Raw genomic sequence first — 16359 nt, 5'->3', positions numbered from 1 at the left:
GCGCGCCGTACGACTGTGTAGCGCAACTGCACGGCACACATGACACGTCACGCTGACGTGCCATGTGTGCCGGATTTGAGGCTGGAATCAATGCGAACGGATCATGGTGCCGAACGGCTGCTCGGTGAGAATCTCCAGCAGGACCGAGTGCTCGATGCGGCCGTCGATGATGTGCACCGAACGCACGCCGCTCTTGGCCGCGTCCAGCGCCGACGAGATTTTCGGCAGCATGCCGCCGGAGATCGTGCCGTCGGCGAACAGGCCGTCGATTTCGCGCGCCGACAGATCGGTCAGCAGATTGCCTTCCTTATCCATCACGCCGGGGATGTTCGTCATCATCACGAGCTTTTCGGCGTTCAGCACGACCGCCAGCTTGCCCGCGACCAGATCCGCGTTGATGTTGTACGACAGGCCGTCTTCGCCGAAACCGATTGGCGAGATCACCGGAATGAACGCGTCGTCCTGCAGCGCTTTCACGACCGCCGGGTTGATTGCCTCGACTTCGCCCACCTGGCCGATATCGACGTACTGGCCGGGATTGTCGCGGTCCGGCATCAGCATCTTGCGTGCATGGATCAGGCCGCCGTCTTTGCCCGTCAGGCCGACCGCGTGGCCGCCGAAGTGGTTGATCAGCGTGACGATGTCCTGCTGCACTTCGCCGCCGAGCACCCATTCGACGACTTCCATCGTCTCTTCGTCGGTGACGCGCATGCCCTGGATGAAAGTGCCCTGTTTGCCGATCTTCTTCAGCGCCTGGTCGATTTGCGGACCGCCGCCGTGCACGATGACCGGATTGATGCCGACCAGCTTCAGCAGGATCACGTCGCGCGCGAAGCCCTGCTTCAGGCGCTCCTCGGTCATCGCGTTGCCGCCGTATTTGATGACCACGGTCTTGCCGTGATACTGGCGAATGTAGGGCAGCGCCTCGGCCAGGATTTCAGCCTTCAGGGTGGGCGCAATCTGCGAAAGGTCAGGAAGCTCGGACATGGCGGCAGGCTCGGGCACGGAACAGTTGAATCAGGGCGAATTGTACAGGACTGGCGCGCTGCAACAGGGTTTTCGATACCTGCGCAAACGGTGGGTGCCGCGGGCTTTGCGCACCGCGCAACGACAGCCGCCGACGCCAGCCGACGATCGAGCGTAACGCGGCGCGGCAGTGCCTGTGAATTAGCCGAACGGACGACTCACGGCGGTCCGCCAGACGTGGCATCATTTCCTGATCCAGGCTGAAGCGAGACCATCCGGCCCGTCATGAAACCGTCCGCCGCCCGCTCTTCAAGCAGCGCGCGCTGTCCGCGCTGCGGCAATACGTTCGATTGCGGCAAACATGCGCAACCGTTCGAATGCTGGTGCCGCCAAATGCCGTCGTTGCCGGCGGACAGGCTCGATCCGGCGGGACGTTGTCTGTGTCCCGAGTGCCTTGCCGCGGAGATTGCGCGAGCGGGCCAGGCGCCGCCCGGCGTGTGATTGACGCCCGTGGCTGACGATCAGGCCACCGCACGATCCCCTGTCTGAGCGAAGCGCGGGCGGCTTACGCCGCGCGGTGCTGCAGCGCCAGCCCTCGCAAATCACGCGCGACGGCTTCCAGCGCCGGCTCCCAGTGACCGAACCGCGGCTGCCGGTACAGCGTGGCGCTCGGATACCACGGGCTGTCGCGACGATCGAGCAGCCAGACCCAGTGCGGGTTGACGTCGAGCAGCACCCAGGTGCGCTGGCCGAGCGCGCCGCTCAGATGCGCCGCCGACGTGCAAACCGTAATGACGAGATCGAGCGCGCCCACGAACGCGGCGGTGTCGTCGAAGGTCGCGAATTCGGCGGTGTAGTCGGTCATTGCCAGGCCGGCTGTTCGTGCCGCCGCGACGTCCGCTTCAGCGCCCGGCTGCAATGAATAGAAGGCGACGTCTTGCATACCGCCGAAATGAGCCGCATAGCGCTCCCAGCCCACGCGGCGGAATGGATTGCGCTGATGGCCGTGACTGCCGGTCCATGTCAGCCCGACTTTGAGCCGGGGTTCGCCCGCCAGCCGTGTTCGCCACGACTCGCTGGCTGCAGGGTCCGCGTGCAGATAGGGGGCCGCGGCCGGAATCGTTTCCTCTCGTGTATCGAATATCAGCGGCAGGCTCAGCAACGGAATCTCGTAGTCGAACGCCGGTAGCGATTCGACGCCGCCGCCGGCTGAAAACTCGTCCGCGTGAGCGGCGAGGCTGCGCGCGAGCAGCGCGCCCATTTGCGGAAACGTGTTCCAACTGAGCCTGCCGCCTTCACGATGCACGCGCTCGGCCAGCATGGGGATATAGCGGCAGAACTGCAGGACGTCGCCCATGCCCTGCTCGCCCCACACGAGCAGCGTCTTGCCGGCCAGCGGCTCGCCACGCCAAAGCGGCGCCGGCATGACCGGGCGGTTCCCGCCCAGTTCCGCGGAGCCGTCCCAGCGCGCCTCGTGCGATGCCCAGCCATGCGCGTAACCGCCACGAATGAGTTGCAGCATGGACAGATTGGAGCGCAGGCTGGCGTCTTCCGGGCCCAGCGCGCAGGCGGTCTGGGCGGCTTGCTCCGCGTCGTCCCAGCGTTGCGCCTCACGTAGCGCCAGCGCATAGTTGTTGTGCGCCAGCGGGCTATGCGGTGCGCATTGCACGGCTTGGGCGCCGGCTTCGAGCGCTTGCGGCAGATCCCTGTTCATGCGGTACGCGTTGGTCAGATTGGTCCAGCCGTCGCCCTCGCCGGGCGCATCCCGGACGGCGCTTTCCAGTAGCGCGATCTGTTCGCCCGGGTCGCCGCCGGTGCGCGACAGCGCGCCCGCAAGATTGCTGCGCAGGCACGGCAATCTCGGGTCGATGGCGAGCGCGTGGCGATAGGGTGCGATGGCCTCATGATGCCGGTTCGCTATCTGCAGCGCGTAGCCGTGACGAAAGTGCGCATGGGCGCGGTGCGGATCGAGTTGGGCAATAATGGCGGCGAGTTCGATCGCGTCGCTGACGCGATGTTGCGTGAGCAATGCGGCGCTGAGCGATGCGAGGGACGCGTCGTCCAGTGAATGGATTCGCGCCGCGGCGTCGAGACAAGCGGCCTCGGCTTGCGCCGTGCCACGGTGCCGGGCCTCCGCGGCGCGTCGCAAGAAAGTCAGGAAAGCTGATGAGGCGTCGGCCTCGCAGTCGGAAGCAGGTAGCATGGTTAAGCTGCGCGACGGAGGAACCGGTGTAGGGATCGGCCCGTGCGGCGCTGTCGCGAAAAATTTCCATGTTACTGGCGCAAGGTCGCGAGGTCAGTCGGACGAGTCCGAACAGGTAAACTAAAATCATGCATCGAATCACCAACACCGGCCGCGTCAATCTCGGGCATCTGTTCTGGCTGCGCAGCCTCGCGATCATCGGCCAGTTGATGACGATTGCGTTCGTGCAGACCTTCATCGGCGTGCACCTGCCGTTGCCCGCCATGCTGCTCGTGATCGCGCTCGAAGTGATCTTCAACGGACTCACATGGTGGCGCGTTTCGCAGCAGCGGCCCGAATCCAACATGGAACTGTTCGGCCAGATCTGGGTCGATCTGGGCGCGTTGTCCGCATTGCTGTTTCTGTCCGGCGGCACCACCAATCCATTCGTTTCGCTCTACCTGCCATCTCTTGCCATTGCCGCAGCCGTGCTGCCGTGGCATCTGATGGCCTGGCTCGCGGCCTTCGCAGTGGCTTGCTACGCAGTGCTGGGCTTCGATTCCGTGCCGCTGAATCTCGATAATCCCGCGAACCTGTTCGACTACTATCGCGCCGGCATGTGGGTGAACTTCATGGTCAGCGTCGGCCTCATTGCATGGTTCGTTGCACGCATGTCGCGAGCACTGCGGCTACGTGACGCAGCGCTCGGAGACGCGCAGCAGCGCTTGCTTCACGATGAACGTGCGGTCGCGCTCGGCGTGCAGGCCGCCACCGTCGCTCACGAAATCGGCACACCTCTGTCTACAATTGCAATGTTGTCCGAGGAATTGCGCGACGCCGCGCGCTCCGACAAGGGCCTCGCGCCGTACACAGCCGACCTCGAACTACTCGAACAGCAGATGTCGCTCTGCACTTCGGCTCTTGCCCGGCTGCGCAGTCGGGCATCGACGAGCGCCAGCCGCCAACCGGTCGGCGAGTGGCTCGAATCGTTCGGCGAGCAGTGGCGCTTGCGCCATCCGCATGTGAAATTCGAGCGGATCGGCGTGCCGCCCGCGGACGTCAGTCTTGACGATACCGTGGCTGTGAGTCAGATTCTCACGATTCTGCTCGACAACGCCGCGCGTGCGAGCCGCGATCACGTCACGCTGTCCTGCTCGCTTGCGGCGCGTGGAGATCAGATCGTATTCGAAGTCTGCGACGCAGGCCCGGGCATTCCGGCCGCGTTGCGCGGCTCGCTGGGTGCGGTGCCGGTCGAGAGTACGCAAGGCGGCCACGGCGTGGGCCTCTATCTGGCATTTTCGGCGGCGGCGCGTCTGAAGGGATCGATCGAACTGACCGATGTCAGCACGATCAAGCCGCGCGGTACGCGTGCGGTCCTGAAACTGCCGCTCGCCGGGCGCAAACTTTTTGGCTCGGGCCGTCACGGTGCCGAGCCATCCAACACGGAGAAACAAGTATGAGTGAAATGAATTTTCTGGTGATCGACGACGACGAGGTGTTCTCCGGCATCCTCGCACGTGGTCTCACCCGGCGCGGCTACACGGTGAGCGAAGCGCACAACGCGGATGAGGCCATCAAGCTGGCGAATCAGCAGAAGTTCAGCCAGATCACGGTGGATCTGCATCTCGGTAATGACTCCGGCCTCACGCTCGTCGCGCCTTTGCGCGATTTGCAACCCGACGCGCGCGTGCTGGTGCTGACCGGCTATGCGAGCATCGCCACCGCGGTGCAGGCGGTGAAAGACGGCGCCGATAACTATCTGGCCAAGCCTGCCAATGTGGAGACGATCCTGTCGGCGCTGCAAAGTGAAGCAAGCGCATTGCAAGCGGAAGAGGCGATCGAGCATCCCACGCCGTTGTCGGTTGCGCGTCTGGAGTGGGAGCATATTCAACGCGTGCTCGCCGAGCACGGCGGCAACATCTCGGCTACGGCGCGCGCGTTGAATATGCATCGGCGAACGCTGCAGCGCAAGCTGGCGAAGCGGCCGGTCAAGCAGTAAGCATGACCTCCTGACTCCGCTTGCCGCAAGCAAATGAAAACGGGCTGCCTGTTCAAAGGCAGCCCGTCTTTTCATGCGCGTCGCATCCAGTCGGTCTCAAGCCGTGGATCTGAACGCTCGAGGCGACCCGGCATCGATATCACAGCACGTAACGCGACAGATCCTCGTCTTCCGCCACTTCGTTCAGCGCGCGATCGACATAAGCCGCGTCGATCTGCACAGTGCGGCCCGAGTGGTTGCCGGCCGAGAACGAGACTTCTTCGAGCAGCTTTTCGATCACCGTATACAGGCGGCGTGCGCCGATGTTCTCGGTCTTTTCGTTCACCGAGTACGCGATCTCGGCGAGGCGGCGAATGCCGTCGTCCGCGAATTCGAGGTGCACGTCTTCGGTGGCGAGCAGTGCCTGGTATTGCTTGACGAGGCTCGCGTCCGTGGACACCAGGATCGATTCGAAGTCGTTGACCGACAGCGAATCCAGTTCGACCCGAATCGGAAAGCGGCCTTGCAGTTCCGGGATCAGATCGCTCGGCTTGGCGAGGTGGAATGCGCCGCTGGCAATGAACAGAATGTGATCGGTCTTCACCATGCCGTACTTGGTGTTGATCGTGGTGCCCTCGACGAGCGGCAACAGATCGCGCTGCACACCTTGACGCGAGACTTCGCCGCCGCCCGCTTCGTTGCGCGACGCGATCTTGTCGATTTCGTCGAGAAACACAATGCCGTTCTGCTCGACGTTCTGCACCGCCTTGGTTTTCACCTCTTCGTCGTTCAGCATCTTGGCGGCTTCTTCGTCGGTGAGCGCCTTCAGCGCTTCCTTCACCTTCATCTTGCGGCGCGTTTTCTTGCCGCCGCCGATGTTCGCGAACATGGAGCGGATCTGCTCGGTCATGTCTTCCATACCCGGCGGGCCCATGATGTCCATGCCGACTTGCGGCTGTTCCACGTCGAGCTCGACTTCCTTGTCGTCGAGCAGGCCTTCGCGCAGACGCTTGCGGAATGTCTGGCGCGTGGTGCTGCCTTCGTCCACGGTGTCCGCGGCGCTCGAACTCGCGCCGAAGCCGACCGGGCGCGCGCTCGGCAGCAGAATGTCGAGAATGCGGTCTTCGGCCTGATCTTCGGCCTTGGTCCGCACCTTGCGCATTTCCGTTTCCCGGGTCTGCTTGACCGAGATTTCGATCAGGTCGCGCACGATGCTGTCCACGTCGCGGCCCACGTAGCCGACCTCGGTGAACTTGGTGGCTTCGATCTTGATGAATGGCGCGTCGGCCAGTTTCGCCAGACGCCGCGCGATTTCGGTCTTGCCGACGCCGGTCGGTCCGATCATCAGAATGTTTTTCGGCGTAATTTCCTGACGCAGCGGCTCTTCGACCTGCTGACGACGCCAGCGGTTGCGCAGCGCCACAGCCACCGCTTTTTTCGCGCGGCCTTGGCCGATGATGTGTTTGTCGAGTTCCGAGACGATCTCGGCAGGGGTCATGGTGCTCATCGTGGGTCCTTACTCGATCGTCTCGATAACGCGGTTATGGTTCGTGTAGATGCACATGTCGCCGGCAATCTCCAGCGACTTTTCCACGATTTCGCGCGGCGACATCTCGGTGTTGTCGGCGAGTGCTTTCGCGGCGGCTTGCGCATAGGCGCCGCCCGAACCGATCGCGCAGATGCCGCCTTCCGGATCGAGCACGTCGCCGTTGCCGGTGATGACGAGCGTAGTGGTGGCGTCCGCAGCGATCAACATGGCCTCGAGACGGCGCAGCATGCGGTCGGTGCGCCAGTCTTTGGCGAGTTCGACGGCGGCGCGCGTCAGGTTGCCCTGATGTTTTTCCAGCTTCGCTTCGAAACGGTCGAGCAGCGAGAAGGCGTCGGCCGTGCCGCCGGCGAAGCCGACCAGCACCTTGCCGTTATAGATGCGCCGGACTTTCTTCGCACCGCCTTTCATGACGATATTGCCCAGCGTCACCTGACCGTCGCCGCCGAGCGCGACCTTGTCGCCGCGGCGCACGGAGACGATCGTCGTGCCGTGAAATTGCTCCATATGCGTTCCTCTTTGCAAAACGGGTAGGACGCGGCAGCGCGATGCGCTACCGCGTGAATCCTGAAAGCGGACGACGCGCGACGCTGGAAACCGAACCGCCGGCGCGCGCTCGTGCAGCGCATGTCCGGTTTATTTTAGGGCGTGCGCGGTCATATCAAGAGCCGGCAAATGGCATAGGACAAAAAACACGCGATTCGGTGCGGGAGGGGCGCGATGCGGTGTGCGCGAGCGGGCAAGGAAGAGGCCGAAGAGGCGCAAGAGGCGCAAGAGGCGCCACGTCGCGTCTCCGCCGGGTGGTCACGCAAAACCATCGTCACGGCAGCGCCCAAAGAGGCGTCGCACAAAAGAAAAAGGCGCACGGACCACCGTGCGCCTCTCGACGAAGCAGCGTTTCAGGGCGCGGAGCCGAAGCCGCGCCGCAGGCGTTCAGTCGCCGAACAGCTTCTGGCGCAGTTCGCGGCGTTCCTGCGCTTCGAGCGACAGGGTGGCCGTGGGCCGTGCGAGCAGACGCGGGATGCCGATCGGCTCACCGGTTTCTTCGCACCAGCCGTAGTCGCCCGAATCGATGCGCGCGATCGACTGCTGCACCTTCTTCAGCAGCTTGCGCTCGCGGTCGCGCGTGCGCAGTTCGAGCGCATGCTCTTCCTCGATCGTTGCGCGGTCGGCCGGATCCGGCACGATTACGGTCTCGCGCAGGTTCTCGGTCGTCTGGCCGGCATTGCGGAGAATATCCGCCTGCAGCTGTTCGAGCTTGTTCTTGAAGAAGGCGAGCTGATCCTCATTCATGTAATCCTTGTCGCTCATCTTCAGGATTTCGGCTTCGGTCAAGAGTCGTTTCGTCGTCATCTGGCTAACTTCTTCAATGTGAGGCAAAACTCTTACGTCGTGCCCGCACTTTCGTATTGCCCGCAAAGGCACCTCGAGGACGCGGAGCGCCAGGGCGGGCACGGACGGTGGACTGTCGTGACGCCGAAGCGCCTGGCGCCCACACGCCGGGCGTCGCAACGCCAATGCGGGGCCGAACTCCTCTGGAAACCGATTTCTCAAATGCTCCTGAGGCATTGCTTGCCGACAGCGCGCCTTTTCAGACCGTGCCAGCCGGCATTGTCGGCGTATTGTCCGGATAAGATTTTCCGGCGCCGCTTCAGGCCCGGCGCGGATACGCGCTGACCGGGCAATTCGTTGTCATTCTCCAGTGGGCACGTATTGTAACTGAATCACAATCTCGCACCGCAACTGGTGAAAATCCCCCTGCGGTGCGCCGATATCCCGAAAATATAACGCGCGCACGACCAAAAAGCGATGGTCGTGCACGCTTTAATACAGCAGGGTTTTCACGCGTTTTTCACACGCGAGCCTTTTCAACCCGCTTTCAGCGGCCGTCCGTCATATTCTGCAGATGTTTATTTCGGGCGCGGCGTTCAAACGCGCGTTGCCGCGCAAGCACGATGCTCATCGCAATATCGGTGCCTGGCGAGCAGAAAGAGAGCCCCGGCCGTGCCGGGGCGTCATGCCTAGACGAGGCAGGCGTCCAGACCGTCGGTGATCAGGTCTTGCGGCAGCTCGATACCGATAAACACCATCTTGTTGGTCTTTTTCTCGATCGGCTGCCATTTGGCGGCCAGATCGCTGCCCATCATCTGATGCACGCCCTGAAACACGACTTTGCGGTCGACGCCCTTCATATACAGCACGCCCTTGTAGCGCAGCAGGCGCTCACCGTAAATCTGCAGAATGCCGCCGAGGAAGTCCTCGAGCTTGTTCGGATCGAACGGGCGGTCGTTGCGGTAGACGAACGACTTGATCTTGTCGTCGTGGTGCGCATGGTGGTGATGTCCATGATCGTGGCCTTCGTGATCGCACTGGCCGTGGTCGTGATCGCAGTTGGCGTGATCGTCATGGGTATGGCCGTGCTCGTCATGCGCGTGAGCGTGGCTGTGCGCATGCTCGTCTTCCACGAGGAAATCCGGATCGATCTCGAGCTTCGAATTCAGGTTGAAGCCGCGCAGGTCGAAGATTTCCTTGATGTCCGCTTCGCCGAAATTGACGACCTTGATCGCCGCCCGCGGGTTCATGTGCAGCAGGCGGTGGCGCAGATCGGCGAGGTGCTTCTCATCGACCAGATCGGACTTGGTGATGAACAGGCGGTCGGCGAACCCGACCTGGCGCTGCACGACTTCGTGCTCGTCCAGCTGGTGGTTCGCGTGCTTCGCGTCGACCAGGGTGATGATCGCGTCCAGCAGGAATTCGCTGGCGATCTGGTCGTCCATGAAGAATGTCTGCGCGACCGGGCCCGGATTGGCCAGGCCGGTGGTTTCGATCACCACACGGTCGAAATCCAGTTTGCCGGACTGTTTCTGCGCCGCCAGATCGCCCAGCACACGCGAGAGGTCGCCGCGGATCGTGCAGCAGATGCAGCCGTTGCTCATCTGGATGATCTGCTCGCCGGTGTCCTGCACGAGAATTTCGTTGTCGATGTTTTCTTCGCCGAACTCGTTCTCGATCACGGCGATCTTCATGCCGTGCTTTTCATTCAGGATGCGCTTGAGCAGGGTGGTTTTGCCGCTGCCGAGAAAGCCGGTCAGGATGGTGACTGGAATCATAGAGGTCGCCTGTATTGTCGTGAAACGGTGCGTAGTCGAAGCCTGAACCGGGCGCGCCAGCCTCATGGCGCGCCGCCCGGCCCAGCCGGTTATTGGAACATATTCGCCAGGGCGGCGCTGGCGCACGGTTCGGGCCCGCTTTTTTGCCCGTGCCGGCGGCGCCGGGAAATAATCCCCAAATTATGGGCGATCAGGCGATTTGCAACAGCAGGCCCTTCAGATACTCGCCTTCCGGGAACGCCGTCAGCAAAGGGTGATCCACCCCGGCGCCGAGCCGCTTGAGAATCCGGGCGTCCACGCGCGCGTCGGCGGCCGCGCCGGAGACGATCTTCTGGAACAGTTCGGCGTCGATCGCGCCGGAGCACGAATAGGTGAAGAGCAAGCCGCCCGGGCGCAGCAATTTCAGCCCGGTCAGGTTGATGTCCTTGTAAGCGCGCGACGCCCGGTCCACATGCTCACGCGACGGCGCGAATTTCGGCGGATCGAGCACGACCAGGTCGAAGCGCTCGCCCTCGTCGTAGAGACGGCGCAGCGTTTTGAAGGCGTCCGCGTCGAGCCAGGTGGCGCGTTCGGCGTCGAAACCGTTGGCCGCCACGTTCTGCTGGGCGATGGCCAGCGCGTCGCCCGACGAATCGATCGACACCACCCGTTTGGCGCCGCCTTTCAAGGCAGCCAGAGAGAAACCGCCGGTGTAGCAGAAGCAGTTCAGCACGTCGCGATCCTGCGCGAGCTGCTGCACCAGCAAGCGGTTGTCGCGCTGGTCGACGTAGAAGCCCGTTTTGTGTCCGTTGCGCACGTCGACGTGATAGCGCACGTCGTTTTCGCTCACGATCAGCGTTTCAGACGGCGCCTCGCCCGCCAGCACGCCGGTGATCTGTTCGAGTCCTTCCTTCTGACGAATCGACACGTCCGAGCGTTCGTAAACATTCGGGCAGCCGGTCGCGCCGGTCAGCGCCGCGACGATCGCTTCTTTCCAGGCCTCGACGCCCGCGGCCATGAACTGGCAGACCAGCTGGCTGCGCTGGCCTTCGTCCTCGGCCACGTAGTGATCGACGATCAAGCCGGGCAGGCCGTCCGCTTCGCCGAAAATCAGCCGTACCGCGCCGGTGTCGTGAACCATCGTTCGACGATGCGCGAGCGCGCGCTGCACGCGGCGCTTGAAGAACGCGTGATCGATCGGCTCGGTTTCGTCGAAGCTCCACACCCGGGCGCGGATCTGCGAATGCGGGCTATAGGCTGCGCGCGCGAGAAAACGGCCGTCGTGCGCGCGCACCAGCACGGTGGCGCCGGCAGCGGGATTGCCGTCGATCCGGTCGATCGCGTTCGCATAGACCCACGGATGGCGGCGCAGCAGCGATTTTTCTTTCGACGGTTTGAGCGTAACGGTATTCATCAGGGTGTCAGAGAGCAATGGGCCGCGCGGCACAGTGCGCGCGGCAGGTGAAGCGAAGGCGGAGACTGCCCGCCGCGGGTCGCGGCATCAGTCGCGTTTTTTGGCGCGCGGATGCGCCTGATCGTAAACGTGCGCGAGATGCTGGAAATCGAGCGCGGTGTAGACCTGCGTGGCGGTGATGCTCGCGTGGCCGAGCAGTTCCTGCACGGCGCGCAGATCGCCGCTCGATTGCAGCACGTGCGTGGCAAACGAGTGCCGCAGCACGTGCGGATGCACGTTGGCGGGAATGCCGGCGGCCAGCGCCGCGCGTTTCACGCGCTCACGGACCACGTTCGGCGACAGGCGATTGCCGCGCGTCGACAGAAACAGTGGATGCGGATCGTGCTTCACCATCTGTTCGCGCACGGCGAGCCACGCGCTCAAGGCTTCCAGCGCCTTGCTGCCGACCGGCACGACGCGCCGCCGGTTGCCCTTGCCGAGCACTTCGACCTCGGCCGAGTCGAGCTTGAGCCAGCCGGCCGAGCGGTAGCCGTCGGCGTCGGCGAAATGGGCGTCGAGGCCGACCAGCTCCGCGAGTCGCAGGCCCGACGAGTAAAACAGTTCGAGCATGGCGTGATCGCGCAAACCTTCGGGCGATGCGACGGGTGGATTCTCCATCAGCCGTGTCGCGTCGTCGACGGAAAGCGCCTTGGGCAGCGTTTTGGCCTGTTTCGGCGCGCGCACGGTCGCGACCGGATTGGCGGGCAGATCGACACGGCCGGCGAGCCAGCGGTAAAACGCGCGCCACGCCGAGAGCCGGTGGCTGATCGAACGCGCCGACAGGCCGCCCGCATGCGCCCGCGAAACCGCGCCGCGAATGTCCACGGCGCTCAGGCTTTCGAGCGGCCGGCCTTTGGCCAGCAGCTTGAGTTCTTCCAATTCGTGGGTGTAGCCGCGCAGCGTATGCGCCGACAGCCGCCGCTCGTGTTCGAGATTCGACAGATAGGCGGCGATCGGGTCGGCGGCGGTCACGGTGGTGGGCTTTGGGCGGGCGCTAGGCGGATCGCCGCTCAGCGCGGCAGCAGACGGCTTAGCGCGGCGCTTGCCAGCGCGCCGATCTGCGTCAGGAAGTCGGTCGCCATGCCGTCGTGGAAGCGGCGCGCGTCGGGCGAACCCATCACGAGGAGGCCGAAGGTGGGCGCTTCATCGTTGCCTTGCGGGTCGCGCAGCGCGAGCAACGCGATCGATTCGGTGGCGTGCGCCGATTCCGAGGCCGCCTGGCCCGTGCTCTCGTCGCTCACGGCCGCGATCGACGGCACCAGCCATTGTGCCGCCTCGAAGCCGGTATTCGCGCCGCAATACGGCGTGGTCAGGCTATTGGCGAAGATGCGCACTTCCTCGCCGACGTGCCGCGCGAAGTCGGCTTGGGCATACGGCTCGGCGACATCCCACACGCGCAGCGCCGCTTGCGGTACGTCGAAAATATCGCGCAAGCCGGTGGCGATGGTGCGCGGCAGCGCATACGGATCACGTTCGGCTATCACGCGAATGGTCCAGCGGTTGAATTTCGACGCGATGCTGTCGTTCTCGTGGCCGTAGCGCAGGAGTTCGGCGAGGCGGCGTTCGAGATGCTTGTTCTTGTCCCGCAGCATTTCCATCTGCCGTTCCTGCAGCGACACCGCGGCTTTGCCGTGCGGGTTCGCGAGCCGGATCGTCGCGAGCATCTCCGCGTGTTCGGCGAAGAATTCGGGGTTGGCGAGCAGGTATTCGGCGACTTCGCGATCGTTCATGGTTTCGGCTAAGGGACTACGGGGCGACGCCTCGGGGGCGGCGCATCGGTCATTGAGTTCAAGCGGCCTGTGAAGCCGCCAATGAGTCGGGCAGCTCTATCTCGCCTTCGAAAACGGTCACGGCGGGCCCGGCCATCAGCAGCGGCTCGCCCTCTCGCGTACTGTCCCACGAGATGGTCAGATTGCCGCCGTGCGTGTGCACGAGCACCGGCGAGTCGAGCAGCCCGCGCCGGATTCCGGCCGCGACCGCCGCGCATGCGCCCGTGCCGCACGCCAGCGTTTCGCCCGCGCCGCGTTCGTACACGCGCAGCCTGATCTCGCTGCGGCCGACGATCTGCATGAAGCCCGCGTTCACCCGCTGCGCGAAGCGCGCATGACGCTCGATCACCGGGCCTTCGACCGGCACCGGGAATGCTTCGACGTCGTCGACGACCTGCACGGCGTGCGGATTGCCCATCGACACCACCGAAATCCAGCGTGTCGTGCCGTTCACGTCGAGCGGCCAGAGCGTATCCGCGCCCTCGCGGCGGCCTTCGAGGCCTTTGGTGGCGAACGGCACGCGTTCCGGCTCGAACACGGGCATGCCCATGTCGACCAGCACTTCGCCGTTCTCCTGCATGGTCAGCGTGATGGTGCCCTTTTGCACCTGCACGCGTACGCTGCGCCGATCGGTGAGGCCGCTGTCGCGCACGAATTTGACGAAGCAGCGCGCGCCATTGCCGCAATGCTCGACCTCGCCGCCGTCGCAATTGAAGATGCGATATCTGAAATCGACGCCGTCTACCGTGGGCTTTTCGACCAGCAGCAACTGGTCTGCGCCGACGCCGAAATGCCGGTCCGCGAGCGCGCGCACCTGCGCCGGCGTCAGGTTGACCGGTTGGGTGTAGCCGTCGAGCACGACGAAGTCGTTGCCCGCGCCGTGCATTTTGGTGAATTTCAGTTTCATCACGCTATTGTAAGTGACGCGCTCGCAGGTAAGCCGAACGCCGAGTTTTTTCCGCGTCCGGCCGCTTTTCACAGGCCGCGTGGGGCGGCCGTTCACGTTCAATACACGCTCGGATCGCCCGGCGGCCGGGTCTTGAAGCGTTTGTGCACCCAGTAATACTGCTCGGGCATCAACGGAATCTGCTCTTCGAGAAAAGCGTTCATGCGACGGGCGTCCGCATCGTCGTCGCCCGTCGGGTAGTTCTCCCACGGCTTGAATACTTTGAGCCGGTAGCCTTTGTAGTTCGGCAGCACCTCGCCGATGAACGGCACCACCTGCGCGTGGCCGACTTTGGCGAGGCGCCCCACCGCGGTCAGCGTGCAGGTCGGCACGCCGAAGAACGGCACGAAGGTGGAATTGCGCGCGCCGTAGTCCATGTCGGCGCCCAGCATGACCGGCTTGCGCTCGCGCAGCCAGCGCAACACGACGCGCGCGCTGTCGGCGCGGCTCGCCATGTCCGCGCCGAAACGCGCGCGCGCCGCTTTGGCGACTTCCTCGAGCTCCGGATTCGACATCGGCTGATAGAGCGAGCCGCATTGGCGCTTGAGCGAATAGTTCAGGAAGATCGAGCCGGCCTCGATACCGACGAAGTGAAAGCCGAGAAACAGCGTGGGCGGCAGATTCGGGTCGGTCAGGTCGATCGCGCTGTCGAGCTGGATCAGCTTCTCGAGTTTCTTCGCCGAGCCGAACCACTGCACGCTGCGCTCGAGGTAGCTGCGGATCGCGTGGCGGAAATGCTTCTGCGCGACGTCTTCGCGGCGCGCGTCGCTCCATTCGGGGAAGCACAGTTTCAGATTGATATGGACGATGCGTTTGCGCCGGCTCGGGATCTGATACAGCAACCAGCCGAGTCCGTCGCCGAGACGGGCGATCAGGCCGTAAGGCAATAGTGCAAACAGTTTCAGCAGCCCGATCGCGAGTTTGGCGCCATAGCGGCTCAGCATGCCGCCTCCTGAAAAGAGGCGCTAAGCGTGACGGGCTTCAGGAAAGCGGAAGAATTGACGTAATACCGCACTCGTAGACACTCTGTGACAATCAAAGGAAGTCGCTATAATAAGGGCTTCGCCGAGTTAATAGACAACTTGCGGGGCGAAGCCGGTGGCTGCAAACCATGTGATTTGCGCCTTTCGGTAAGGTAATCCGCTAAAGCGTCGCCGCTTCAAGGCTCCCGAAGCTGGCTACGTGAAACTCAACCGTAACCACAAAACAGGAGTCTGCAACGTGGCAAACGACTATCTCTTCACTTCCGAATCCGTCTCCGAAGGCCATCCCGACAAAGTCGCGGATCAGATTTCCGACGCCATTCTCGACGCCATTCTGGCTCAGGACAAATACTCGCGTGTCGCCGCGGAAACGCTGTGCAACACGGGTCTCGTCGTGCTGGCCGGTGAAATCACCACCACTGCGAACGTCGATTACATTCAGGTTGCGCGCAACACGATCAAGCGCATCGGCTACGACAATACCGACTACGGTATCGACTATCGCGGCTGCGCCGTGCTCGTCGCGTACGACAAGCAATCGCCGGACATCGCTCAAGGTGTGGACCGCGCGCACGACAACAACCTCGATCAAGGCGCCGGCGACCAGGGCCTGATGTTCGGCTACGCGTGCGAAGAAACCCCGGAATTGATGCCGCTGCCGATCCACCTGTCGCACCGTCTGGTCGAGCGTCAGGCGAATCTGCGCCGTGACGGCCGTCTGCCGTGGCTGCGTCCGGACGCGAAGTCGCAAGTCACCGTGCGTTATGTCGACGGCAAGCCGCATTCGATCGACACCGTGGTGCTGTCCACGCAGCATTCGCCGGACATCGATCTGGGTACGCTGCGCGAAGCCGTGATCGAAGAAGTCATCAAGCCGACGTTGCCGGCCGATCTCATCAAGGGCGACATCAAGTTCCTCGTGAACCCGACCGGTCGTTTCGTGATCGGCGGTCCGCAAGGGGACTGCGGCTTGACTGGCCGCAAGATCATCGTCGACACGTACGGCGGTGCCGCACCGCACGGCGGCGGCGCGTTCTCGGGCAAGGATCCATCGAAGGTGGACCGCTCGGCGGCTTACGCCGGTCGTTATGTCGCGAAGAACATCGTGGCCGCGGGTCTCGCTTCGCGTTGCCTGATTCAGGTTTCGTACGCGATCGGCGTCGCCCAGCCGACTTCGGTGATGGTCAACACGTTCGGCACTGGCCGCGTGTCGGATGCGACCATCACGCGTCTGGTGCAGGAGCATTTCGACCTGCGTCCGAAGGGCATCATCCAGATGCTCGACCTGCTGCGCCCGATCTACGAGAAAAGCGCAGCCTACGGTCACTTCGGCCGCGAAGAGCCGGAATTTACGTGGGAATCCACGGACAAGGCGCTGGCGCTCGCCGAAGCCGCCGGTACGGAACCGGTTGCCGCGCTCGCCGAATAAGCAGCGCGAGCGTCCGCT

The 16359-nt window shown here is 63.6% G+C and carries 15 protein-coding genes; 4 read left to right on the top strand and 11 right to left on the bottom strand.

Annotation, left to right across the window (positions count from 1 at the left end; all coding sequences use genetic code 11):
• Nucleotides 1–87 precede the first annotated feature (87 nt).
• A complete protein-coding gene (gene argB / locus CJU94_RS04825; RefSeq protein ID WP_007179687.1) occupies nucleotides 88–987 on the bottom strand; it encodes an acetylglutamate kinase in 900 nt (299 codons plus the stop codon).
• A gap of 264 nt (nucleotides 988–1251) precedes the next feature.
• Here argB and CJU94_RS04820 point away from each other — a divergent pair, with 264 nt between their 5' ends.
• Complete coding sequence (locus tag CJU94_RS04820) at nucleotides 1252–1467, top strand: cysteine-rich CWC family protein (RefSeq protein ID WP_095417740.1); 216 nt, start codon at nucleotides 1252–1254, stop codon at nucleotides 1465–1467.
• Nucleotides 1468–1531: 64 nt separating this feature from the next.
• Here the strand turns inward: CJU94_RS04820 and CJU94_RS04815 are convergent, their stop codons facing one another.
• Nucleotides 1532–3169, bottom strand: a complete 1638-nt coding sequence (locus tag CJU94_RS04815; protein ID WP_095417739.1) for a tetratricopeptide repeat protein — start codon at nucleotides 3167–3169, stop codon at nucleotides 1532–1534.
• Nucleotides 3170–3297: 128 nt separating this feature from the next.
• Between CJU94_RS04815 and CJU94_RS04810 the strand changes: the two genes are divergently transcribed.
• Together CJU94_RS04810 and CJU94_RS04805 are read left to right on the top strand one after the other, a co-directional pair.
• Complete coding sequence (locus CJU94_RS04810) at nucleotides 3298–4608, top strand: ATP-binding protein (protein WP_095417738.1); 1311 nt, start codon at nucleotides 3298–3300, stop codon at nucleotides 4606–4608.
• Complete coding sequence (locus CJU94_RS04805) at nucleotides 4605–5147, top strand: response regulator transcription factor (RefSeq protein WP_095417737.1); 543 nt, start codon at nucleotides 4605–4607, stop codon at nucleotides 5145–5147. The genes CJU94_RS04810 and CJU94_RS04805 overlap by 4 nt, the downstream gene beginning before the upstream one ends.
• Before the next feature lie 139 nt (nucleotides 5148–5286).
• On the opposite strand, the gene hslU is transcribed toward CJU94_RS04805, so the two are convergent.
• The 9 genes from hslU to CJU94_RS04760 form a co-directional block, all read right to left on the bottom strand.
• Nucleotides 5287–6633: an ATP-dependent protease ATPase subunit HslU gene (gene hslU, locus CJU94_RS04800; protein WP_095417736.1), complete on the bottom strand. Its 1347-nt coding sequence runs from the start codon at nucleotides 6631–6633 to the stop codon at nucleotides 5287–5289.
• 9 nt (nucleotides 6634–6642) lie between these two features.
• Complete coding sequence (gene hslV / locus CJU94_RS04795) at nucleotides 6643–7179, bottom strand: ATP-dependent protease subunit HslV (RefSeq protein WP_091797221.1); 537 nt, start codon at nucleotides 7177–7179, stop codon at nucleotides 6643–6645.
• 426 nt (nucleotides 7180–7605) lie between these two features.
• Nucleotides 7606–8025: an RNA polymerase-binding protein DksA gene (gene dksA, locus CJU94_RS04790; protein WP_012431412.1), complete on the bottom strand. Its 420-nt coding sequence runs from the start codon at nucleotides 8023–8025 to the stop codon at nucleotides 7606–7608.
• Between the two features lie 668 nt (nucleotides 8026–8693).
• A complete protein-coding gene (locus CJU94_RS04785) occupies nucleotides 8694–9782 on the bottom strand; it encodes a CobW family GTP-binding protein (RefSeq protein WP_091797218.1) in 1089 nt (362 codons plus the stop codon).
• Between the two features lie 190 nt (nucleotides 9783–9972).
• Entirely contained in the window at nucleotides 9973–11175 is a 1203-nt protein-coding gene (locus tag CJU94_RS04780; protein ID WP_095417735.1) for a class I SAM-dependent rRNA methyltransferase, read from the bottom strand.
• Nucleotides 11176–11262: 87 nt separating this feature from the next.
• On the bottom strand, nucleotides 11263–12186 hold the full coding sequence (gene xerC, locus CJU94_RS04775; protein WP_095417734.1) for a tyrosine recombinase XerC: 924 nt from the start codon (nucleotides 12184–12186) through the stop codon (nucleotides 11263–11265).
• A gap of 38 nt (nucleotides 12187–12224) precedes the next feature.
• Complete coding sequence (locus CJU94_RS04770) at nucleotides 12225–12944, bottom strand: DUF484 family protein (protein WP_095417733.1); 720 nt, start codon at nucleotides 12942–12944, stop codon at nucleotides 12225–12227.
• 58 nt (nucleotides 12945–13002) lie between these two features.
• The gene (dapF, locus tag CJU94_RS04765; protein ID WP_095420223.1) at nucleotides 13003–13890 is read right to left on the bottom strand and encodes a diaminopimelate epimerase; all 888 of its coding nucleotides are present in this window, start codon (nucleotides 13888–13890) and stop codon (nucleotides 13003–13005) included.
• A gap of 98 nt (nucleotides 13891–13988) precedes the next feature.
• A complete protein-coding gene (locus CJU94_RS04760; RefSeq protein WP_095417732.1) occupies nucleotides 13989–14873 on the bottom strand; it encodes a lipid A biosynthesis lauroyl acyltransferase in 885 nt (294 codons plus the stop codon).
• A gap of 277 nt (nucleotides 14874–15150) precedes the next feature.
• On the opposite strand from CJU94_RS04760, the gene metK reads away from it, so the two are divergent.
• On the top strand, nucleotides 15151–16341 hold the full coding sequence (gene metK, locus CJU94_RS04755; RefSeq protein WP_095417731.1) for a methionine adenosyltransferase: 1191 nt from the start codon (nucleotides 15151–15153) through the stop codon (nucleotides 16339–16341).
• Nucleotides 16342–16359 lie beyond the last annotated feature (18 nt).

It is taken from the genome of Paraburkholderia aromaticivorans (assembly GCF_002278075.1).
In the GTDB taxonomy this organism is placed as follows: Bacteria; Pseudomonadota; Gammaproteobacteria; order Burkholderiales; family Burkholderiaceae; genus Paraburkholderia; species Paraburkholderia aromaticivorans.
The sequence above is the reverse complement of the archived record's forward strand: the minus strand, read 5'-3'. Positions and strand labels throughout refer to the sequence as shown.

Excerpts from the sequence above, each read along its gene's own strand:
- argB (WP_007179687.1), bottom strand. The coding sequence starts at position 987 with ATGTCCGAGCTTCCTGACCTTTCGCAGATTGCGCCCACCCTGAAGGCT.
- CJU94_RS04820 (WP_095417740.1), top strand. The coding sequence starts at position 1,252 with ATGAAACCGTCCGCCGCCCGCTCTTCAAGCAGCGCGCGCTGTCCGCGC.
- CJU94_RS04815 (WP_095417739.1), bottom strand. The coding sequence starts at position 3,169 with ATGCTACCTGCTTCCGACTGCGAGGCCGACGCCTCATCAGCTTTCCTG.
- CJU94_RS04810 (WP_095417738.1), top strand. The coding sequence starts at position 3,298 with ATGCATCGAATCACCAACACCGGCCGCGTCAATCTCGGGCATCTGTTC.
- CJU94_RS04805 (WP_095417737.1), top strand. The coding sequence starts at position 4,605 with ATGAGTGAAATGAATTTTCTGGTGATCGACGACGACGAGGTGTTCTCC.
- hslU (WP_095417736.1), bottom strand. The coding sequence starts at position 6,633 with ATGAGCACCATGACCCCTGCCGAGATCGTCTCGGAACTCGACAAACAC.
- hslV (WP_091797221.1), bottom strand. The coding sequence starts at position 7,179 with ATGGAGCAATTTCACGGCACGACGATCGTCTCCGTGCGCCGCGGCGAC.
- dksA (WP_012431412.1), bottom strand. The coding sequence starts at position 8,025 with ATGACGACGAAACGACTCTTGACCGAAGCCGAAATCCTGAAGATGAGC.
- CJU94_RS04785 (WP_091797218.1), bottom strand. The coding sequence starts at position 9,782 with ATGATTCCAGTCACCATCCTGACCGGCTTTCTCGGCAGCGGCAAAACC.
- CJU94_RS04780 (WP_095417735.1), bottom strand. The coding sequence starts at position 11,175 with ATGAATACCGTTACGCTCAAACCGTCGAAAGAAAAATCGCTGCTGCGC.
- CJU94_RS04770 (WP_095417733.1), bottom strand. The coding sequence starts at position 12,944 with ATGAACGATCGCGAAGTCGCCGAATACCTGCTCGCCAACCCCGAATTC.
- dapF (WP_095420223.1), bottom strand. The coding sequence starts at position 13,890 with ATGAAACTGAAATTCACCAAAATGCACGGCGCGGGCAACGACTTCGTC.
- CJU94_RS04760 (WP_095417732.1), bottom strand. The coding sequence starts at position 14,873 with ATGCTGAGCCGCTATGGCGCCAAACTCGCGATCGGGCTGCTGAAACTG.